General features: G+C 60.4%; 22 protein-coding genes. 9 read left to right on the forward strand and 13 right to left on the reverse strand.

All coding sequences use genetic code 11. The features are described 5' to 3' along the window. The first annotated feature begins 35 nt into the window (after positions 1 to 35). Positions 36 to 656: a GntR family transcriptional regulator gene (locus RAE07_RS01965; protein WP_317001216.1), complete on the forward strand. Its 621-nt coding sequence runs from the start codon at positions 36 to 38 to the stop codon at positions 654 to 656. On the opposite strand, the gene RAE07_RS01970 is transcribed toward RAE07_RS01965, so the two are convergent. From RAE07_RS01970 to RAE07_RS01980, 3 genes are all read right to left on the reverse strand, one after another. Then, positions 653 to 1,432 carry a putative hydro-lyase gene (locus RAE07_RS01970; RefSeq protein ID WP_198010446.1) on the reverse strand — a complete coding sequence of 260 codons (780 nt, stop codon included), beginning with the start codon at positions 1,430 to 1,432 and terminating at the stop codon, positions 653 to 655. The genes RAE07_RS01965 and RAE07_RS01970 overlap by 4 nt on opposite strands. Beyond that, a complete protein-coding gene (locus RAE07_RS01975) occupies positions 1,423 to 2,586 on the reverse strand; it encodes an NRAMP family divalent metal transporter (protein ID WP_034656254.1) in 1,164 nt (387 codons plus the stop codon). Before RAE07_RS01975 ends, RAE07_RS01970 begins: the two co-directional genes overlap by 10 nt. Positions 2,587 to 2,773: 187 nt before the next feature. Next, the gene (locus RAE07_RS01980; RefSeq protein WP_248099727.1) at positions 2,774 to 3,676 is read right to left on the reverse strand and encodes an endonuclease domain-containing protein; all 903 of its coding nucleotides are present in this window, start codon (positions 3,674 to 3,676) and stop codon (positions 2,774 to 2,776) included. A gap of 252 nt (positions 3,677 to 3,928) precedes the next feature. On the opposite strand from RAE07_RS01980, the gene RAE07_RS01985 reads away from it, so the two are divergent. Further along, positions 3,929 to 4,972: an RNase H family protein gene (locus tag RAE07_RS01985; protein WP_023020726.1), complete on the forward strand. Its 1,044-nt coding sequence runs from the start codon at positions 3,929 to 3,931 to the stop codon at positions 4,970 to 4,972. A 160-nt stretch (positions 4,973 to 5,132) separates the two neighbouring features. On the opposite strand, the gene galK is transcribed toward RAE07_RS01985, so the two are convergent. From galK to RAE07_RS02015, 6 genes are all read right to left on the reverse strand, one after another. Then, positions 5,133 to 6,332, reverse strand: a complete 1,200-nt coding sequence (gene galK / locus RAE07_RS01990; protein WP_317001217.1) for a galactokinase — start codon at positions 6,330 to 6,332, stop codon at positions 5,133 to 5,135. Beyond that, positions 6,325 to 7,419, reverse strand: coding sequence for a galactose-1-phosphate uridylyltransferase (gene galT, locus RAE07_RS01995; RefSeq protein ID WP_259824926.1), 1,095 nt, complete (start codon positions 7,417 to 7,419; stop codon positions 6,325 to 6,327). The genes galK and galT overlap by 8 nt, the downstream gene beginning before the upstream one ends. After that, positions 7,419 to 7,661 (reverse strand): hypothetical protein, encoded by a 243-nt coding sequence (locus tag RAE07_RS02000; RefSeq protein ID WP_023020723.1) that lies wholly within the window; start codon positions 7,659 to 7,661, stop codon positions 7,419 to 7,421. Before RAE07_RS02000 ends, galT begins: the two co-directional genes overlap by 1 nt. A gap of 10 nt (positions 7,662 to 7,671) precedes the next feature. Next, positions 7,672 to 9,321 (reverse strand): sodium:solute symporter family protein, encoded by a 1,650-nt coding sequence (locus RAE07_RS02005; protein WP_200288142.1) that lies wholly within the window; start codon positions 9,319 to 9,321, stop codon positions 7,672 to 7,674. A gap of 11 nt (positions 9,322 to 9,332) precedes the next feature. Beyond that, positions 9,333 to 10,232: an aldose 1-epimerase family protein gene (locus RAE07_RS02010; protein ID WP_317001218.1), complete on the reverse strand. Its 900-nt coding sequence runs from the start codon at positions 10,230 to 10,232 to the stop codon at positions 9,333 to 9,335. Between the two features lie 200 nt (positions 10,233 to 10,432). Beyond that, complete coding sequence (locus RAE07_RS02015) at positions 10,433 to 10,876, reverse strand: YdcF family protein (protein ID WP_198010445.1); 444 nt, start codon at positions 10,874 to 10,876, stop codon at positions 10,433 to 10,435. Between the two features lie 133 nt (positions 10,877 to 11,009). Between RAE07_RS02015 and RAE07_RS02020 the strand changes: the two genes are divergently transcribed. Genes RAE07_RS02020 through rbsD form a run of 6 tightly spaced genes read left to right on the forward strand, consistent with a single transcriptional unit; the run spans position 11,010 to position 16,677 of the window. Beyond that, positions 11,010 to 11,999 (forward strand): LacI family DNA-binding transcriptional regulator, encoded by a 990-nt coding sequence (locus RAE07_RS02020; RefSeq protein WP_200288146.1) that lies wholly within the window; start codon positions 11,010 to 11,012, stop codon positions 11,997 to 11,999. Continuing rightward, positions 11,996 to 13,540 (forward strand): sugar ABC transporter ATP-binding protein, encoded by a 1,545-nt coding sequence (locus tag RAE07_RS02025; protein ID WP_317001219.1) that lies wholly within the window; start codon positions 11,996 to 11,998, stop codon positions 13,538 to 13,540. The genes RAE07_RS02020 and RAE07_RS02025 overlap by 4 nt, the downstream gene beginning before the upstream one ends. Then, a complete protein-coding gene (locus RAE07_RS02030; RefSeq protein WP_317001220.1) occupies positions 13,537 to 14,478 on the forward strand; it encodes an ABC transporter permease in 942 nt (313 codons plus the stop codon). The genes RAE07_RS02025 and RAE07_RS02030 overlap by 4 nt, the downstream gene beginning before the upstream one ends. Positions 14,479 to 14,490: 12 nt before the next feature. Continuing rightward, positions 14,491 to 15,405, forward strand: coding sequence for a substrate-binding domain-containing protein (locus RAE07_RS02035; RefSeq protein WP_259824932.1), 915 nt, complete (start codon positions 14,491 to 14,493; stop codon positions 15,403 to 15,405). Further along, a complete protein-coding gene (locus RAE07_RS02040) occupies positions 15,402 to 16,310 on the forward strand; it encodes a ribokinase (RefSeq protein WP_239206247.1) in 909 nt (302 codons plus the stop codon). Before RAE07_RS02035 ends, RAE07_RS02040 begins: the two co-directional genes overlap by 4 nt. Continuing rightward, a complete protein-coding gene (rbsD, locus tag RAE07_RS02045) occupies positions 16,303 to 16,677 on the forward strand; it encodes a D-ribose pyranase (protein WP_239206245.1) in 375 nt (124 codons plus the stop codon). The genes RAE07_RS02040 and rbsD overlap by 8 nt, the downstream gene beginning before the upstream one ends. A 99-nt stretch (positions 16,678 to 16,776) precedes the next feature. Here the strand turns inward: rbsD and purE are convergent, their stop codons facing one another. Together purE and RAE07_RS02055 are read right to left on the reverse strand one after the other, a co-directional pair. After that, a complete protein-coding gene (gene purE, locus RAE07_RS02050; RefSeq protein ID WP_317001221.1) occupies positions 16,777 to 17,277 on the reverse strand; it encodes a 5-(carboxyamino)imidazole ribonucleotide mutase in 501 nt (166 codons plus the stop codon). A gap of 24 nt (positions 17,278 to 17,301) precedes the next feature. Continuing rightward, positions 17,302 to 18,417, reverse strand: coding sequence for a 5-(carboxyamino)imidazole ribonucleotide synthase (locus RAE07_RS02055; protein WP_317001340.1), 1,116 nt, complete (start codon positions 18,415 to 18,417; stop codon positions 17,302 to 17,304). 79 nt (positions 18,418 to 18,496) lie between these two features. Here RAE07_RS02055 and budA point away from each other — a divergent pair, with 79 nt between their 5' ends. After that, positions 18,497 to 19,228 (forward strand): acetolactate decarboxylase, encoded by a 732-nt coding sequence (gene budA, locus RAE07_RS02060; RefSeq protein WP_023020711.1) that lies wholly within the window; start codon positions 18,497 to 18,499, stop codon positions 19,226 to 19,228. Here the strand turns inward: budA and RAE07_RS02065 are convergent. After that, the gene (locus tag RAE07_RS02065; protein WP_023020710.1) at positions 19,206 to 19,646 is read right to left on the reverse strand and encodes a hypothetical protein; all 441 of its coding nucleotides are present in this window, start codon (positions 19,644 to 19,646) and stop codon (positions 19,206 to 19,208) included. The genes budA and RAE07_RS02065 overlap by 23 nt on opposite strands. A gap of 36 nt (positions 19,647 to 19,682) precedes the next feature. Further along, positions 19,683 to 20,567, reverse strand: a complete 885-nt coding sequence (locus tag RAE07_RS02070; protein WP_317001223.1) for a biotin--[acetyl-CoA-carboxylase] ligase — start codon at positions 20,565 to 20,567, stop codon at positions 19,683 to 19,685. Positions 20,568 to 20,582 lie beyond the last annotated feature (15 nt).

Below are 20,582 nucleotides of genomic sequence, written 5' to 3' on the forward strand. Positions count from 1 at the left end.
TGTGAGGTGCACAACTTTTTAGTACAGTTGTGAGCATGCTTTCCCAGTCTGTCGCCTCCGCGTTGCGCGAAGCCATTTCCGCAGGCGAATTCCAGCCCGGCGAGCGCCTCAGCGAGGTCAAGGCAGCCGAACGCTTCAACTGCTCGCGCAATACCCTGCGTGAGTCCTTCACGAGGCTCGCCGCGGAGCGCATTGTCGAGCGCATCCCCAACCGGGGTGTCTTCCTCGCAATGCCAGATGCAGACTATATCCGTGATCTCTTCGCCGCCCGCGCAGCCATCGAACCGGCGGCGGTGCGTTGGGGCGCTTTTGCCGACGCCCCCTCACTCGTCACCCTCACTTCCTCTGCCTTCGACTACGCGGCGCGCGGCGAGCACCAGGAAGTCTCCGCCATCAATCAGCGCTTCCACCGCACGCTGGTGGCCGCGCTAGGCTCCCCCACCCTGAATGAGCAGATGGATAATCTACTCGCCCGCATGCGGCTTACCTTCCTCTTGGCCATCCCGCGCTACCCGCAACTACATGCGGACCATATTCAAGGAAATATCACCTTGGCCACGCTCATCGCAGATGGAAAACGGGATGAGGCTGCCACGCTTGCACATGACAGCCTTATGAATACGTGCGACAAGATCCTCGCCGTGCTCGAGGATTAAGGAATGAGAAAATCTTGATCGCGGGCATTTGTCACCAACATTTGCCCCGGCGCGTGCGTGATAGCAAGGCGCGGCTTGGATTCCATCACGATGGCTTGTGGGGTGACACCACAGGCCCAAAAGACCGGTAGGCAGCCGTCTGGTACTTCTACCGGCTCGCCAAAGTCTGGACACGAGAGATCCGCAATGCCGATGGCCGCTGGGTCACCTACGTGCACTGGGGCGCCATGAACCGAGGGGTAGCGTGAGGTAATGCGCACGGCATCAGAGACTTGTGCAGCCGGGATAGGCCGCATGGACACCACCATGGGACCGGAAAAGACCCCGGCCGGGGTGGTAGGAATCGAGGTCTTGAACATCGGAACATTGCGCTGCTGGGCAATGTGCGCGACCTCTATGCCGTTATCCTGCAGGGCAGTTTCAAAGGTAAAGGAGCAGCCGATAAGGAAGCTGACCATGTCTGGGGTGTAGTACGAGGTGGCGTCGCCAAGCGTGGCACTGTGCTCACCGTTTTCAAAGACACGGTAGGCGGGGATATCGGTGCGGATATCTCCACCTGGAAGTAGCTCGGAGGTGTACTGCCCCGCCTCTAGCACGCCCACAATTGGGCACGGCTTGGGGTTGCGCTGGGCAAAAAGCAAGAAATCGAAGGCGTATTCCTGCGGCACCGCCAGCAGATTAGCCTGCATAAAGCCACGGGCATGGCCAGCGGTGGTGGCCATTTCATGGGTGCGCGCATACTCGCGCACCTGCTCCGGGGTCCGCATTAAGCCCATAGTTCGGTGATGCCGGAAAAGGCCTTGAAACCAATAAAGATGGTCAGTACCCACGCCAAGGCGCCAATGACCAGAAGCCACTTGGGGTACTTATAACCATGCAAAAGGTCGCGGCGGCGCCAGGCCACCCACATCACGAGGGCAAAGCCAATGGGCAGGATAAGGCCGTTGATGGCACCAGCGAAGATGAGCAGCTTCTGCGGAGCGGAGTTAATGGCCACGAAGACCACCGTGCACACCACAATGAAGACGATGGTGAGGATATTACGGGTGCGCGTCGAGGTCTCCTGGGAGGTCACAAAGGACACCGAGGTATAGGCCGCACCGATAACGGAGGACAAACCGGCAGCGAAGAGGACTACGCCGAAGGCACGCAGGCCGAACTCGCCAGCGGCATGGTAGAACGCATCGGCCGCGGTGTTGTCATCGGAAAGCGCCACCCCAGTGGCTACCACGCCGAGCACCGCCAAGAAGAGGAGCATGCGCATGATGCCGGTTACCACGATGCCGCTGACCGAGGTATAGGTAATGTTCTTGACGTTTTCCACGCCGGTGTGGCCAGAATCAATGAGTCGGTGCGCGCCGGCAAAAGTGATATAGCCGCCCACGGTGCCACCGATGATGGTGGTAATGACGAAGAAGTCAATCTCGCCTGGCGCGACGGTATTCTTTAGTGCCTCGCCCACCGGTGGTTGGCTGACCACCGCGACGTAGAGCATGAGCAGGATCATGACCGCACCGAGGACGGCAACAAGGCGGTCAAGTGCCATGCCGGCTTTGCGGGAGAGGAAGATAAAGACGGCGATAGCTGCGGCGATGACGCCGCCGATGCGCGCATCGATGCCCAGCATCGCGTTGATACCGAGGCCCGAACCGGCGATATTGCCAATATTGAAGACCGCGCCGCCGATAAAAACGAATACGGCGAGGACCCAGCCCAGGCCGGGGAGAACGGTATTACCCAAGGTATTTGCGCGCATGCCGCTTACACACAGCACTCGCCACACATTGAGCTGGATGGCAATGTCAACGAGGATGGACAGCATAATCGCAAACGCGAAAGAAGCCCCCATCTGCACGGTAAAGACCGAGGTCTGGGTCAAAAATCCCGGACCGATGGCGGAGGTGGCCATGAGGAACATGGCACCGGCCATGGCGCCGAGGCCCTTTGGCGGGGTCTTGTCCTCCGCCCGCGCCGGAGTGGCGTGTGATGTCTCAGCACTCACTAGATTTTACCTTTCGTGATGCAGGTCGCATTAAATTTGTGATGCGCATCATCTTAAGGGTTGCTATGCCTTTTGTTCAACAACTTTATGCTTTGTGGGGTGGCGCGGGGGTGATCTAGGCTACTTTCCTGCCGCGTTTTCCCAAGTGGCTAGCGATTATCCGCAATGCCTCGTCCGACGCTTTCACCTCGCTGGAACCAAAGCGCAGCACCACGTATCCGCGGTTTTCTAGCGCTCGCTGCCTTTTTATCTGCTGCTTGACCACGTGGACGGGCTCCTTGCCGTAGGTACCGTCATATTTGGCATCGCCATCGACCTCGACCACCAGCCAGCCATCGAGACAGAGATCCGCCCGATACTTCCCGAGCAGCGGTTTCTGCGGCTCAATTTTCACCTGCGGAAAACGCTCGATAATGAGGGCTCGCAGATAGGACTCATAGGGCGATTCCGATCCGCCATACGCGTGCTCGATAACCTTACGCATGGCTGCTTGTCCCCTAGTGCGCTGCATTCTTGCCAGTTCTTCGCGCAAGTCATAGGTGGTGACGCCGTGTTGCCTGAGAGCAGAATCGGTAGCTACCAGGCCATCTGGGAAGCCGTGTAGCCGGGCGACTTCGAGGCAGGTGCGGGCGGGATGCGTGGTGCGCACACCTGCTACCGTCACCGTGGATTCCTGGAGGGACTTTACCCGGCGGTACCGATAGCCCTTCGCGGTGAGCCTGCGTGGGGGAACGCTTCCCGAAGGCACCGCTAACTCCACCTCCTCCCCTTTCCTGGAAATTACCCACATTCCCCACAGCCGCGCGGCCGATTTACTGATGAGGACGGCGCGGTGGGTGCTCCACCCGGCAGCGACTACTTTGGCGAATTGTTGTTTATGGCGCACCCATTGCCTCCAGGTGGCCGTGGGAACGGCGACCCAGGGCGCTATCTGGGTGAGCTCACCGCACTGGAGGGCTAAGTGGTGCGGACTTTCGGCTCCGGCGTAACGAAGGTTGATGAAGTGATCTGTAATCATGGTTTCATCTTCACTACTGGAGGGGCGGAGCACGCATCATGGGGCTCAGGAAGGTGAACTTCCGAGAACCTTCAGTGAGAGGCGGAACTTTAGGTCCAAGGTAATCGGGCCGAATTGAGAGCGTTGAGGCTGAGTTGAGGGCGGGTTGTGCTCAGATCGGCTCGATCACATTCGACCTAAGGGGAAGTAGTTCAATGCGGTGGTGTGCGGGGATAATTCAGCAGCGCGGTTAACCGTGCTTTACTAGAGATAATGGAACCCATCGAGCTCTCAGAACTTACCGGTACGCAATCGCGCACCTACGGTACCCGCAAGATCACCTCGGGCATGGTCTCGGCACCAATCCATGTTGCGGTCGCGCTCTGGGACGAGCGTTGGGATTCCGCCCCCAACGGCACCATCGAAGGCTGGGTCATCGCGGTCAATACTAAGCAGACGCGTTTTGTGCGCCGCGGCCAGACTAAGAAGGGCGATATCGTCGATATCGCCGTACGGGAGGTCAAACGCGCACTCAAGGGACTCGACGGACGGGTGTGGATTGTCACTGGTCGCAGGCAGAATGCGTTGCGAGCGGCACTCACGGCAGACGGTTTCACGGTGACGGGAAGCTTTGCGGAAGAAAATAGGGCTTCGAAGAGCGCGAGCTCCGTGCGCCGAAAACAAGCCGGCCTTACTGCACGGAAGGCGCGCAAGATGGGTGAAGCACCGAAAAAGAAGCAAGCGGCACAGGTAGAGACGCCGAAAGCACACTGGTGGCCGAACTTCTCGCGCGCCTCCTCATGGTCCAAGGGCGACGTGGTTCGCATAGCCACCGACGCTTCCTCGGATACCGTATTCAAGGGGTCGATGTGCTTCGTTGCGGGCAACGGCGACTACCGGTTACGAACTCGAGAAACCAAGGCGAGCACGGATGAGCTCGAGCTCGAAGCACTGACGCTCGCGCTGAAATACCTGCTCAAGGTGGGTGCGCGCAAGGCGGTTATTGAGTCCGATTCCGTAGCCGCTTTGGAGGCGGTCGAGCAGATTGTGCATAAGCGCGGCTCTAAAGCGTCGCGGCCGGGGCGCACGTGGCGAGGGGTGTCTTCGGGTGCGCGGTCCCGATTCCAGCAAGCTTGGGGCGATATCCAAGGCCAATGCGAGGTCGACATTCGCCGTGTACTTGGGCATGCGGGTGATCCGCTGAATCGGGCGGCCGACCAGATTGCGTACATGGGGTTGCGCGCGATTGCGCATCCGATGAAGCAGTCTCGCGAGACTCTGCGCGAGGGGATCCAGAAAGCTCTCTTGGCGTTGTGACCCGAACGCTTAGGGCTTTGGGGCTGATCTGATCAAGCCGAATTGAGGGAATTAAGGCCGATCTGAGGCGGCCCGGCCTTCAGATCAGCCTGATCAGTATGGACCCAACGACAAGAGGCGCGCTGGGAGGGTCGCGGCTAAGCCGAGCCGGGCCGCGGAGTCAGACCAAGCGCCTGGCGCCTTCACCCGGACGCGCAACCAAGAAGGTAGGTTCCGGAAAGCCGCGCGAAACCGCAGCATCATAAATGGCTTGGGCGGTGGACTCGACGGAGGAGTGCGGGATGAGCGCGATAACCGCGCCGCCGAAACCACCACCGGTCATGCGAGCGCCCAGCTCGCCGGCCGCGGTAAAAGCGGAGTCGAGCTCCGGAGTGGTGACCTCATAAAGGTCGCGCAGAGAGATGTGGCTCTCGCGCATAAGACGCCGGAATGTATCTAGATCGGAAGATGCCAGCGCGGTAGCGGCATCTAGGGTCCGGTTGGTTTCTTCCACCACGTGGTGCACGCGGCGGCGATAGAGTTCCGCCTCGGCGGGATTGACGGTGGCGGCAAAGTCCACGGCATTCGAGATCTCGCGGATGGAGCAACCGGCGGCAGATTGGACGGCGTCGATGATGCCGCGGCGGGAGGCGTATTGGCCGTCGGAAAGCGTGTGCGGGGCATTGGTGTCCGCGATGAGCAGCACCATGTCTTGGGCCTCGATATTGAAAGGCACGCGCTCGACGGCGCCAGTGGAAAAGTCCAAAAAGAGGGCCTTGCCGCGCTGGCCAAAGAGACTGGCGTTTTGGTCCAATCCACCGGTAGAGGCGCCGACCACCTCGTTTTCGGCGCGAATGCAGGCTTGCGCCAGCTGGCTGCGGGCAGCGTCATCGGGAGAATGCCCGTGCGCGAGCTCATACGCGGCCACGGCCGTGGAGCACTCGAGGGCGGCAGAGCTAGACAGGCCAGAGCCGACGGGGACGTCGGAGACAATAGTGATATCAAGGCCCGTGCATGACAGCGTGCCCGCCGCGGTAGCGGCCCACACGGTGCCAGCAACGTAGCCGGACCAATCGGCGGGGTGGCCCGGACGAACATCGGCGAGCGGCACCTCCGCATGGGCGATGGAGCCGTCGAACTCGGAAGCTATGCGGATAAGCCCATCGCTGCGAGGCGCGACAGCAACGGCGGTATTTTGCTCCAGCGCGAAAGGAATGGAGGCGCCGCCAGCGTAATCGATATGCTCGCCGATGAGGTTCACGCGGCCGGGAGCGGCCCACACGCCGGCGGGCTCGGGCGAATCCGGGAAGGCAGAGGCGAAGAGGGCGCGCGCAGCGGCAGCGAGCTCCTCATCGGTACGGGTCTCAATCCAGTTAAGCATCCCAGATCTCCTTGAACCGGGCGGCAATGCGCTCCGGGGTGGTGTCATTAATCCACACCGCCTGCGAAGACTCGGAGCCAGCGAGATACTTCATGCGGCCGGGCGAACGCATGAGGGAGAAAAGCTGCAGGTGCATGCGGATGCCTGGGCGCAGTGCCTTGTCCACCGGTGCTTGGGTCCAGCCGGCGATATAGGGGGTCTTGTCCACGCCATCAAAGAAGCGGTCCACCGCGGAGTACAGCTTCTTAAGCAAGAGTGCGAGGTCGGCACGTTGGGCGTCGCTAAGCGCGGCGAAGTCAGGGACTTGTTCATTGGGCAAGACCATAGCTTCCAACGGCCATTTGGCGGCGGCGGGAACGAAGACGGTGAAGTGCTCGGTCTCAGCAATGATGCGGGTGCCGGCGGCGCGCTCACGATCGAGGAGATCCTGAAAGAGGTCGCCGTCGTAGGCCCGGGCGGAATCCACGATGGAGCGCAGGCGCGGCGAGAGGAATGGATAGGAATAAATCTGGCCGTGCGGGTGCTGGAGGGTCACGCCGATTTCTTCACCACGGTTTTCGAAGGGGAAAACCTGCTGCACACCGTCAATCTGGGACAACGCGGCGGTGCGGTGAGCCCAAGCCTCAATTACGGTGCGAATGCGGGATTCGGGCAAATCCTTAAAAGAAAGGGCGGGATCCTCGGTAAAACAGACCACCTCACAGCGGGCGCGCGCAGGAAGGCGCGGCACCATGCCAAGCAGGTTATCCTCCTCGGGGTGCTCGATGTCGGCCGCGGTAGCAAAAGACGGGAAGCGGTTTTCAAAGACCACCACGTCATAGCTAGGGCTGGGGATCTCCGTGGGCAGCTGGCCTTCGCGCGTGGGCGCTAGCGGGTTCTCATTGGCCGGTGGCAGGAAGGTTCGGTTCATTCGGTGGGCGGCAAAGGCCACCCAGTCTCCTGTCAGGGGATCCCGGCGCATCTCGGAAGCAGGGGCGACGGTAGGGATATCGCGGGAATCAACGAGCACGCGATCAGGGTGGGGTTGATCGTCGAAGTAGAGGATCTCGCGGCCGTCGGCAAGCGTGGCGGAGGTAATCTCAACCATTAGTCTTCTCCTGGGATGGTGATGGGCTTCAGGCGTGCCCACAGCACAAAGGCGGCGGCCACGGCCAGCAAAGCAAGGCTTGCCCATAGGTTATCGCTGACGTTTTTGGCCTGCCCGGTATCTGGGTTAATGCCTGGGTCAAGGAAGAAATAGCAGCCGAGCAAGATGAGGCCGTAGAGGCCGAGGAGTGCGGCGATGACGTTGCGCAGGTCGAATGCGCCCGCGCGCTTTTTCTCAGACATGTTGGGCTCCTTAGGCAAAGATGACGTTGAGTGCTACGGCCATAACTAGGCAGATAATGCCCAGCGGGACGGTCTGTTGGTACCACGGCAAGGACTTTTCGGTGTAGTCCTCAAAGTGGTCCTTGGGGGTTACGGAGGAAACGAAGCCGACCAGCTCGGCATCCGGCTTGGGCTGGGTAAACAAGGTAACCACGATGGAGACCACGATATCCACGGCGAAGGCCACGCCGGCCGCGACGAAGGCGGTGCCCTGGCCTGGAAGATTAATCATGTCCGTGAAAGAAGCGACGTACCAGAAAACGATGGCGGAACCAGTACCGGCCACCAGTCCGGACCAACCAGCGTGCGGGGTCATGCGCTTCCAGAACATACCCAAGATGAAGGTGGCAAAGAGCGGCGCATTAAAGAAGCCAAACAGGGTCTGCAGGTAGTCCATGATATTGCCAAAGTTCTGTGCCAAAAGCGCGGTGAAGATGGCAATAGCGGTGGCGATAACCGTAGCGATGCGGCCGAACTTCAAGTAGTAGTCATCCTCGCGGTCCTTGACCACGTAGGTCTGCCAGATGTCATAGGAAATGACGGTATTAAAAGCCGAGATATTTGCCGCCATGCCGGCCATGAACGACGCCAAGAGACCGGCAATTGCCACACCCAATAGGCCATTGGGTAGCAGGTCGCGCATGAGCAGCAGGATGGCGTCGTTCGGCTCGGCGCGCTCCTCCATCAAGTCAGCCACGGACACGGAAGCAACCATGCCCGGAATAACCACCAGGAAAGGTACGAACATCTTGGGGAAGGCACCGATAATCGGGGTCTTGCGGGCCGCGGAAATAGAATCCGAGGCCATGGCGCGCTGGACTTCTACGAAGTTGGTGGTCCAGTAGCCGAAGGAGAGCACGAAGCCTAGGCCTAGGACGATGCCGATGACAGACCACACCGGGTTTTCGAAGCCGGAGATGTCCGTGCCCGGCCAGGTGTGGAAGTGAGAGTCATTGGCCACGGCGTCTTTTAACCCGCTCCAGCCGCCCACGCGGTTCAACCCAATAATGGTTAGTGGGGCAAGCGCGGCGATGATAACGAAGAACTGCAGCACCTCGTTATAGATGGCGGCCGAAAGGCCCCCCAAGGTGATATAGGACAGCACAATAAACCCGGCGACCAAGAGCGATACCCACATCTGCCAGCCCAATAGGGCCTCTACGATGGTGGCCAGCAGGTACAGGTTCACACCTGCAATGAGCAGCTGGGCTACGGCAAAGGAAATCGCGTTGACCAAGTGCGCGGCATTGCCAAAACGTTTGCGCATAAATTCCGGCACCGAGCGGACCTTGGAGCCGTAGTAGAACGGCATCATCACAATGCCCAAAAAGACCATGGCGGGGATGGCACCGATCCAGAAGTAGTGCATGGTTTGGAAGCCATACTCCACACCATTGGCGGACATACCGATGATTTCTACCGCGCCTAGGTTGGCCGAGACGAAGGCCAGTCCGGTCACCCAGGCGGGCAATCCTCGACCGGAGAGGAAGAAGTCGATGGAACTAGACACCCTGGCCTTGGCGGCCCAGCCGATACCTAGAACGAAGAGGAAGTAGATGGCTACCAATAAGTAATCCACCCAAGAGGCATCGAGCCTCAATACGGATTCAGCAGTCTCCATGGCTGACCTTTCTAGTTATTATTTTCTGCTGCCAGCAGCAGCGTATAAGTCTGCGAATTTTGAGCACTCAAGCGCGCGAGGTCTTCCCCGCTACGCAGCGCATTCGGCGGCGCGCTCATGGGCTCTACCGCAAGCGCCTTGCCTGGGCCTTGTTCCCGCGGGAAGTCGGCCGGGGTAAACATCTGCACCCAATTCAGGCCCTCGCCCATCTCCAGCCGCACGCCTTTTCCACCGGCTGTATATATGGCCGTCAGCGGCCCTTCACCGTGGAAGCAATCGTCCCAATCCACCTCGGCGATGGTTTGGTCTACAATGCGCACCTGCTCCGTCTTACCCGTGGGCAGGTTGCGCGCGTCTAGCACGTGGCGCTTGCCGACGTCCACGCTCAGCACCGCTTCCTCCGCCCCAGCTCCCTGAGGGGAGAGGTAGAGGTGGAGCCCATAGGCGAAAGGAACCTCGCCGGGGTCCGCGGTGCGGGCGGTGAGCTGGTGGTGCAATCCTTGCTCATCGAGAGCATAGGTAGCCTCCAGCTGAATGGCCCATGGCCAACCGTGCCGCGGCTCAATGTCAAAAGCGAGGATCACTCGGCTTTCTGTGCGTTCTTTTACCCGCCACCAGTCCACCGCGAAGCCGTGGATGGCGTTATTGCGCTCCGGCTCCGTAATTTCTAGCTGGTGGGCGCTCCCCTGCCATTCAAACCAGCCATCTTCGGTGCGATTGGGCCACGGCGCCAGCACCACCCCGGCCATGAGCGGTGGTTTACCGTCGTAGCTTTCCACCAAAGGCGCACCGCGATAGGTCAGCGCCTTGATTGCACCGCCGAACAGAGCAATCTCGGCCGCGTAATCGCCATGAGAAATGGCGACGCTGGGGTATTCAGCGTCAGAGCCAGCCGCTCCTCCACTGGTCATAACAAAGACCTTTCTGGCTATAACTTTCGTTGGATTTAGCCTAGGAGCACGGCAAAGCGCCGGTCAATCGTTTGCATAATAAGGAGCGTATATCTACCGTTTCACCAGCTCACCGCCATGGAGTTAACCTGCAGTTAACCTCTTTCGGGGGTTGAGGACACCTGGAAGGGACTCAACAGCCCCCCAACTAAGCAGCAGTGCTATCTACACACCCGCCGCCACGCTATTCGCGCTGCGGAGTGCGGGGTAGCTAGAACTTCACGCAGATAGTTACGCGGCATTAACCGCCACGGGGTGCGCGCGGGATGCACGCGCACAGCAATACCTAGGTGCCGGGCCCACAGCGTTGTGCGCAGGACATGAAAATCATTGGTCACCACCTGCAAAACGGCGTGCGGGGCCAAGCGGTGTGCATTTTCCAGGTTCTCATTGGTACTCGTGGCGTCTGGCTCCACCACTACTCGCTCAGCAGGTACGCCGCGCTCAATAAGATAAGTGGCCATCGGACCTGCCTCGCCGCGACCAGAGACAATAATCTGCTGGCCATGATAAAGGGCCAGCGCTTTATCCAGACGCGAACGCAACATAGCGCCGGGATAGCCGTGGGTTACGCGGGAACCCAACACGAGGAGCGGGTCAGACATGGATACCAGCATAGACTCGCCACACCTTGACAGAAAGATAGAAAAGGCCTTAGGTTTAACTCGAGCATGCAATCGATTGCACCCCGTAGGGCCAGACGATGGCTCATACGCCTTAAAACCCAAGGAGGTCAGCATGGCCGGAACCACCCTTAAAGACGTGGCCGCTGCTGCTGGAGTATCCATTTCTACCGCGTCCCGCTCACTCTCGGGCAACCCTGCTATCTCTGAATCCACGCGCCAACGTGTCAAGGACACGGCCATCAAGCTGAACTATAGGCCCAACGCCCAGGCCCGCGCCTTGCGTAGCTCCCGGTCGAATGCCATCGGTCTAGTCATCCCCAGCCTGGATAATGCCTATTTCGCCGCAATGGCGGCAGCCGTTGAAGAGGCCGCCGATAAACAGGGTCTAGCCACAATGATTACCAGTTGCGGCGAGGAACCACAGCGGCTAGTCAAGGCGCTCGATGCCCTCATGGAACGCCAGGTAGACGGCATTATCGCCGTGCCGCTCGAAGGCGCCGAAGAAGCACTCGAGCAGGCGCGCACCTACCGGCCACTGGTGCTCATTGACCGGACCCTGGGCCAGATTCCCGCAGTGCTATCAGATCCACACAAGGGAATCGAACAGGCCGTGGAACAGCTCAAGGAGAAGGGGCACACGCATATCGGCTACCTGTCCGGCCCGCAGGAAACCTCCACCGGCCGGCAGCGACTCGAAGCATTTAAGGCCGCCACGCGCGGGATGCCTACCCACATCCACCACGGCAGCTACCGCCACCGCGAAGGTTATAAGGGAGCCATCGCGCTCCTGCAGGAGGGCGTCACCGCGCTTATTGCCGGCGATTCCATGATGACTGCCGGCGCACTCGAGGCCTGCCATAATGCGGGCAAGCGCATCGGAGAAGAAATCGCACTTGTCGGCTTCGATGATTTTATCTACCTGCGCTTTCAGCCCTCTCCCATCTCGGTAGTGGACCAGGATGTTGCACGGATGGGCGAGACCGCCACGGCTAAGCTCATCGCGGCTATTAACGAAAAGCGCCAGCCAGAAGGCGAAGTGCTAGACACCCGCTACATCCCACGCATGTCCACCGCCCACCACCTCGATGAGGCCACGCCATGAGTGACCACGTATTGCGCTTAGAAAGCGTAACCAAATCCTTTGGCCAGGTAGAAGTCATTAAAGGCGTGGATCTCACCGTCCGCCGGGGTCAGGTCCAAGCCTTGCTGGGTGAAAACGGCGCCGGAAAATCCACGCTCATCAAGATGATTGCCGGTGTCCACCAACCAGATTCCGGCCGCATTGTGGTGGATGGCGCAGAGGTTAAAATCCCCGACACCAAGGCCTCCGAGGCGCTGGGCATCGCCACCATCCACCAAGAGCTCAACCTCGTTCCCACCATGTCGGTGGCCGAGAACATCATGCTCGGGCGCACCCCGCGCCGCTTCGGGTTGGTCAAGCACAAACACCTCAAGGCACAGGCCCAAGCCGCGCTGCATCTCATCGGCTTGGACGTGGACCTGGATATGCCGGTGGGTGAGCTCGGCGTCGCCAAGCAGCAGCTCGTAGAAATCGCCAAGGCGCTGTCCATGAACGCACGAATTCTTATCCTGGATGAGCCCACGGCCGCGCTCACCGGTAAGGAGGTCGATGCCCTCTTTGCCGTGCTTGAGGAGCTCAAGGCCAAGGGCGTGGCCATGATTTTTATCAGCCATCACTTGGAGGAACTAGCGCGAATTGCAGAGACCACTAGCGTGCTGCGCGATGGTTCTTTCATTGCCGAAGTCCCTGCCGATACGGACGAAGACGAGCTGGTCCGGCTCATGGTCGGCCGCGAGATTGAAAATCAATACCCGCGCAAGGTTCCCCCTGAACACGGCGAGGCCCTACTAGAAGTCTCCGAGCTGACTTCCGACGGCGCCTTTCACGACGTCACCTTCTCCGTCCATGCCGGCGAAGTCGTCGGCCTAGCCGGACTCGTGGGTGCTGGCCGTACCGAGCTCATTCGCGCCATCGCAGGCGCCGATCCTTACGATTCCGGCTCCATCCGCGTTGGCGGCACGCAGCTGCGCAGAGGCGATATACGTGCGGCCATCCGCGCCGGCGTGGGCCATATCCCGGAAGACCGCAAGTCCCAGGCGCTCGTCCTTGACGCCTCCGTGGGCGATAACCTGGGGTTTGCTACCCTCTACCCCACTGCCAAGGCAGGGCTTGCAGACCGCAGCGGCCAACGCCGCCGCGCCGGTGCGGTAGCGGAAAAACTGCGCATCCGCATGGCCGATCTCTCGCAGCCCATCCGGAACTTATCCGGTGGCAACCAACAAAAGGCCGTCTTCGGCCGCTGGGTGCTCGCCGGCTCCAAAGTCCTCCTGCTCGATGAGCCCACCCGCGGCGTCGACGTCGGCGCCAAGGTGGAGATCTACAACATTATTAATGAGGTCACCGCAGACGGTGGCGCCGTGCTCATGGCCTCCTCCGATTTACCCGAGGTGCTCGGCATGTCCGATCGCATCCTCGTCATGTCCGGTGGTCAACTCGCCGGCCAACTCCCCAAGGACTCCACCCAAGACGAGGTCATGGCCTTCGCCGTATCCAATGTGACCTCCGCTACTTCCGCCGCTGCTGCCGCACCTGCCGGAACTGACCCCAAGGATGAAGCATGACCAAAAATAGAGTAGTTAACTGGGCCATGAATAATGGCGCTCTCGTTGGCCTCATTGCCCTGTGCATCGCGCTTTTTATCGCTACCCCGTACTTCCTTACCGTGGCGAACCTGCTCAATATCGGCATCCAGGCCGCCACGGTGGCGATCTTGGCCTTCGGAATGACCTTTGTCATCGTCACCGCTGGCATCGACCTTTCGGTGGGTTCGGTCGCCGCGCTCGGTGCCATGGTCTCGGCCTATATGTTCTCCACCGCTGGTCTACCTGGCTGGCTCACGTTGCTCATCGGCCTTATCGTAGGAGCGCTGGCCGGCGCCATCTGCGGCATGGCCACCGCGTGGGGCAAGATTCCGTCCTTCATCGCAACGCTGGCCATGATGTCCATCGCCCGCGGACTTACCCTGGTCATCTCCCAAGGCTCGCCCATTGAAACCGCCCCAGCCGTCAACGCCTTTGGCGGCGATATCGCGGGCTTTCCAGTTCCAATCATCATGATGGTCATCGCCGGGCTCATGTGCTGGTTCATCCTAGAGCGCACGGTACTCGGCCGTTCCATGTACGCCATCGGCGGCAACCTCGAGGCCGCCCGTCTCTCGGGCCTGCCGGTCAAGCGCATCCAGATCGCCGTCTTCGCGCTCTCCGGTTTCTTTGCCGCCTGGGCCGGCATGGTTATGGCCGGCCGCCTGGAATCTGCGCAGCCGCAGGCCGGCACCGGCTACGAGCTGGATGCCATCGCGGCCGTCGTCATCGGCGGGGCCTCGCTTTCCGGCGGTCAGGGCAAGGCCACCGGCACACTGATCGGCGCGATTCTTTTGGCCGTTATCCGCAACGGTCTGAATCTGCTCAATGTCTCCTCGTTCTGGCAGCAGATCGTCATTGGTTTGGTCATCGCACTGGCCGTCGGCTTCGACGTTATCCGTAATAAGACGGCCAACTAAGGAGCACCCACCATGAAAAAGCTCATCGCCACCCTTCTCGTTCCTGCGCTTGCGCTTGGCCTTGCCTCCTGCAATCGTTCGGAAGAAGACCGCAACCGCATCACGCTAGCGCTGTCGACACAGACCAACCCCTTCTTCGTTGAGCTGCGCCACGGCGCACAAGATAAGGCCAAGGAGCTCGGCGTTCCGCTGGATATCCAGGACGCCTCCGATGACCCCGCCCAGCAGGTCAATCAATTAGGAAACGCCACCTCGATGGGAGCCAAGGTCGTCGTGGTCAATCCCACCGATTCCGATGCCGTCGCCCCGGCCGTGCGCGGCATCAAGGATGACGGCGTGCCGGTTATCGGCGTGGACCGCGACGTCAACGGCGTGGAACTGGACTCCATGGTGGCCTCCGATAATGTTGCCGGCGGCGCACAGGCGGCAGATACCCTCGCCCACTCCATCGGGGAAAAGGGAGACATCCTCATTTTGCAGGGCACCGCCGGTACCTCCGCCTCGCGCGAGCGCGGCAAAGGCTTTGCAGAGCAGATTGCGAAGTACGGGGATATTCGGGTCGTCGGCAAGCAATCGGCGAATTTCGACCGCACAGAGGGCCTCAACGTTGCCACCAACCTATTGCAGGCCAATCCGAATATTAAGGCTATCTTTGCCGAGAACGATGAAATGGCACTCGGCGCGGTCGAAGCCCTGGGCTCGCGCGCCGGTACTGAGGTCAAGGTGGTGGCGTTTGACGGCACCTTCGATGGCCTCAAGGCAGTCAAAGATGGCAAGCTGGAAGCTACCATCGCCCAGCAGCCCGCAGAGCTCGGTGCCCGCGCCATCGAACAAGCCGCAGCGCTCCTGCACGGTGGCACGGCGGAGAAGAACGTCCCCGTCGAGGTCATCACCGTCACCCGCGACAATGTAGAGGATTTCCAATGAGCAAGCTAACCGTCGTCGGATCCATCAATGCCGATCTCATCGTCCACGCCGAGCGCCACCCGCAGCCCGGCGAAACCCTGCTGGGCTCCGGCGGCGAGATTTTAGCTGGAGGCAAGGGCGCCAATCAGGCAGTTGCGGCGGCGCAGCTGGGCGCCAACGTGGCCTTTGTGGGCGCGGTGGGCTCCGATCCTTATGCCGAGCCCGCCATGCACTATATGCACACCTCCGGCATCGATCTGAGCGCTGTAGAGCAGGCCGATACCAATACCGGCCTCGCCGTCATTACCGTCTCGGCCGATGGCGAGAACACCATCGTCATCTCCCCCGGCGCCAATGCGCTTGTCGACGCCCCCTTTGTCACCGCCCGCGCCTCCACCATCGCCGATGCCGACGTGGTGCTCCTCCAAGGCGAGATCCCAGCCTCTGGTTTCCAAGCCGCCGTGGAAGCGGCCCAGGGCCGTGTGGTGGTTAACCTTGCTCCGGTAGTAAAGGTCGACCGCGACTCGCTTCTGCAGGCCGATCCCCTACTCGCCAACGAACACGAAGCCGGGCTTATCTTGGACCAGCTCGGCCTGCCAGCTGAAGGCGCCCCACGCGAGCTCGCCCACCGCCTGGTAGAGGCAGGCTTCCGTTCCGTTGTGCTGACCCTTGGCGCCCACGGCGCCTACGTTGCTACCCCGGATGGCGGCGCGGATATCCCCACCCCGCGCGTGACTGCCGTGGATACCACCGGCGCCGGCGATGCCTTTGCTGGTGCTTTCTGCGCCCAGCTCCTCGCTGGAGCCTCGCTTGTCGATGCCGCTACATTCGCCGCCCGCGTCGGCGCCTTCGCCGCCACCGGTAACGGCGCGCAGCCCTCCTACCCCACGACCGCATCCACTTTGCCGGAGGTCACCAATGCGTAAGTCCGGTCTCCTTAATCCCGCGCTCGCCGGTGCCGTTGCGCGCCTTGGCCACACTGATACCTTTGTCATCGCTGATTGCGGCCTGCCCATTCCTCACGATGTTCCAGTCATCGACCTCACGCTTACCTTCGGCATCCCCACCTTTGCCGATACGCTGGCCGCCCTCCTCGACGAAGTCGTAGTCGAAGCCGCCACCATCGCCGATTCCACCCCGACCGAGGTGCGTTCCTTGCTTCCCGCAGTACCCCTCACCGAGGTCTCCCATGACGACCTCAAACGCGAAGTTGCCCGCGCCTCCTTTGTCGTGCGCACCGGTTCCACCACGCCGTTTGCCAATGTCATCTTGCGCTCCGGCGTGCCCTTCTAGCGTTCGTCGACGTCACCGCGCAGAAGACAAGCACGCTTTGCCGAAACCTCCGCGGTTGTGGCTAAACGTGCTTGCTTTATTTACTTCTTTTCCTAAGAGCTACTCTCCCAGCAGCTTGTCGCGCAGGTTCTTATCCTTCTGCTCGACCTCTTCTGCCATGCGCTTTTGGTAATCCATCATCTTGTCCTGGATGGCGGGGTCACCTGCCCCGAGGATGCGCGCAGCAAGCAGGCCGGCGTTTTTTGCACCGCCGATGGAAACGGTGGCGACCGGCACGCCACTAGGCATCTGCACGATGGAAAGAAGGGAATCGAGACCATCGAGATCCTTCAAAGCGCGCGGGATGCCGATGACTGGCAGCGGCGTGCCCGCTGCAACCATGCCGGGCAAGTGCGCGGCGCCACCGGCGCAGGCGATAATCGCTTTCAGGCCGCGGGTATGGGCTTCTTTTGCGTATGCGAGCATCTTTTCTGGGGTGCGGTGAGCGCTGACCACGCCAACTTCGAAGGGGATGCCAAAGTCTGCGAGGACCTGGGCGGCGGGTTCAACGGTGGGCCAATCAGAATCAGAACCCATGATGATGCCTACGTGTGGTTGCATGCTGTCCTTTCTACAAGCAGAGTTTTATGCCCATTCGGCGTGCACGAGAAAGTGCGCTGCCTGACGGACGATGGTCAGGGTCTCGTCGGTGTCCTCACCGGTAACGTTGACGTGGCCAATCTTGCGGCCGGGACGGTGATCCTTGCCGTAGAGGTGAATCTTGGCCTGCGGGTAACGCTTCATTACTTCACGAACGCGCTCCGGCATGGGCATGGCAGGATCTTCGTCGGCTCCCAAGACATTGGCCATCACGGTAACGGGGGCAAGCGTGTCGACTGCACCCAACGGGAGGTCGAGCACCGCGCGCAAGTGCTGCTCAAACTGGGAGGTAACGCTGCCATCCTGGGTCCAGTGGCCGGTGTTATGCGGGCGCATGGCCAGTTCGTTGACGGAGATATCCTCGCCTTCGGGGCCGTCGAAAGCAAAGAGTTCGACGGCCAGCACGCCGGTCACGCCGAGGGACTCGGCGATGGTGAGACCCAATTCGGAAGCGCGCTGGGCGAGTTCCGGTGCGAGGCCAGGGGCTGGTGCAATTGCCTCGGCACAAATGCCGTTTTCCTGGCGGGACTGGGTAATCGGCCACACCTTGGCCTCACCGGAGGGGCGGCGGGCAACGAGGATGGACAGCTCACGGGTCAGGTCCACCTTTTCCTCAGCCATGAGAGGGGTTCCGGCTTCGAGCAGCTCGGAAACCAGCTCAAAGCAATTATCAGCGGTGGGGAACCACACACCCTTGCCGTCGTAACCACCGCGGCGGGCCTTGAGGCACACGCGGCCATCGACGGCGTCGAAGAAGGCGCGGGCATCGGCCACCGAGTCGATCGCAGCAAAGCGTGGCACGGGGGCACCAAATGCGGCAAGCTTTTCGCGCATCTTTAACTTGTCCTGCGCGTAAATGAGGGCGGTGGGCTGAGGTTGGACGTTAAAACCGGCGTCGATAAGCGCGGCGGAGTGTTCATTGGGCACATGCTCGTGCTCGAAGGTAATGGCATCCGCGCCCTCGGCCACGCCGCGCAGCTCCTCCAGGGAGGTATAGTCCCCCAGCACCACGTCCGGGGTGACCTGCGCCGCGGAAGAATCCGGCTTGCTGGCTAGAATCCGCAGGTGAATATCGAGCTCCGCGGCGGCCGGCTGCATCATGCGGGCCAGCTGGCCGTCGCCACAAACAGTTACAATAGGCTTTAAGTCACTCACGTCCCCCAATACTAGCCTGGATACTATGTTCACTCGTCATACCATCTTCCAAAATTCACTCATGACCGCTTTGCTTGATGGCATTTATGACGGCGAAATGACCATTTCAGAGCTGCTAGGTAAGGGAAACTTCGGCTTGGGCACCTTCGATGGCCTCGACGGTGAGATGATCATTTTGGACGGCACCTGCTACCAACTGCGGGGCGATGGTTCCGCACAGATTGCAGATTTGGATCAGCGCACCCCCTATGCGGTAGCCACCAATTTTGTTCCTCGCATTACTGCCGACGCCCCCGCGGGCCTGCGCCGCGATCAGCTCTCCGCCTTTATCGATAGGCTCGAGCCTTCCGCCAACTACATGTATGCGGTGCGCATCGTGGGCACTTTTAAGGAGGTCACCACCCGCACGGTGGTCAAGCAGGAAAAACCCTACCCACCGATGTCAGAGGCCGTCGGCGGAGATAAAGAGCTGCACTTTCAGAACGTCGAAGGAGTCATCGGCGGCTTCCGCACCCCCGTTTATGAAAAAGGAATTTCGGTGCCAGGCTGTCACGTGCACTTTATCGACGCCGCCCGCACCTCCGGTGGGCACGTTTTGGACTACGTAGTAGATAAGGCAACGGTTGAGCTTTGCCCCGCCTCTGATTTAGAGCTGCGCCTGCCGCTGACGCAGGAATTTAGCCGCGCCAACCTCTCGCCGGAAGACCTGGATAGCCAGCTGCACACCACTGAGGTTAAAACCAAGGGCGATCATTAATAATCTCAGCCACGCGCTTGGGCTTAGCAACATTAGGGAAATACATGGCGCGGTCCCAACCATGGATGGCTAGAGACACTCCGCCGCGTCGTTTTCGAGCACCGCGAATATCCTGCAGCGGAATCGAATCGATAGTGCGCCCCTCGCGCGCGATGACGCGCCTATTGGTCACTATGAAGCGCTTGCGACGGGCCTTATAAAGCGGGATGACAAAGCGCCAGATTCCCAACAGCGCCCACACCGCGACCAGTCCATTGCGCAGCATCGGGTCTACTGCTTGGACATCGCACCAACCGATGGCAATCCACAGTAGACCGGTAATGAGGATGAGCTCGAGAAAAGGGAAAATCAATGCGCGAAAAGGCGCGGAGACATCTGCGCGCTTGATCTCGCCTTGGCCCATCTTCATTAATCCCATAGCTATGGATGCTACCTCCCGTGTCTCTTGTGCGGTCTACTGCTGTGGGCGCAGATGCGTGACATCGCCCGCGGAATAGTACTCACCAGCGACCATGATGCGGCCGTCCTCGCCGATTTCATCCACGTGCCCAATAACATCGCCGGATGGAGTTTCTAGGCGCACCTGTTGTCCCAGTGAGGAACACACCGCACGGTAATCGCGCAGGAGCTGCGGATCGTGGTTCTCCCACTGCACAATACGACGGCGCAGGTTCTTCAGCACGTTAATGGCGAGCTCGGTGCGGTCGGTATCGCGGCCTTCGAGCGCGAGCGAGGTGGCCTTTTCAATCGGCAGGTCCTCGCGGGTCAAGGTGACATTGATGCCCATTCCTACGACGACGCGCGCAGAGGGCGCGGCACCGCCTACGGCTTTATTGAGCTCCGCCTTATTGACTTCGGTTTTATTTACTTCCGCCTTGTTGACCTCAGCCTTATTAAGTTCAGCCTCGCCCACTTCCACCTTGGTGAGCTCGGTCTTTGGCGCGGCTTTGAAAGCCTGGCCCACGGGTCCAGCCTCAGCGAGGATGCCGCACAGCTTATTGCCATCGATATGCACATCATTCGGCCACTTGAGCACGGTGCCCTCGATGGAATCGGTGACCGCCAAGCCCGCGGCCAGAGGTAGGGTGCCCAAGTGATCGAGAGATTCCGGCAGCAAAAGCACAGAGAAAATGACTTGCGAACCGGCCGGCGCGGTCCAAGAGCGGCCAAGACGTCCCTTGCCGGAAAGTTGTTCGTCGGCAAGCAGCACGGTGCCATCCGCAACGTTGGTGGCCTGCATCAAGTCGGTATTGGTGGAGCCGGTCTTTTCCACGAAATCGATGGTGGTGAAATCATCGGCCAATGCGGTGCGAATGCGTTCCAAATCAAGTGCAGTCATAAGTCTTAAGGATAC

This window comes from Corynebacterium nasorum, assembly GCF_032821635.1.
Taxonomy (GTDB): domain Bacteria; phylum Actinomycetota; class Actinomycetes; order Mycobacteriales; family Mycobacteriaceae; genus Corynebacterium; species Corynebacterium kefirresidentii.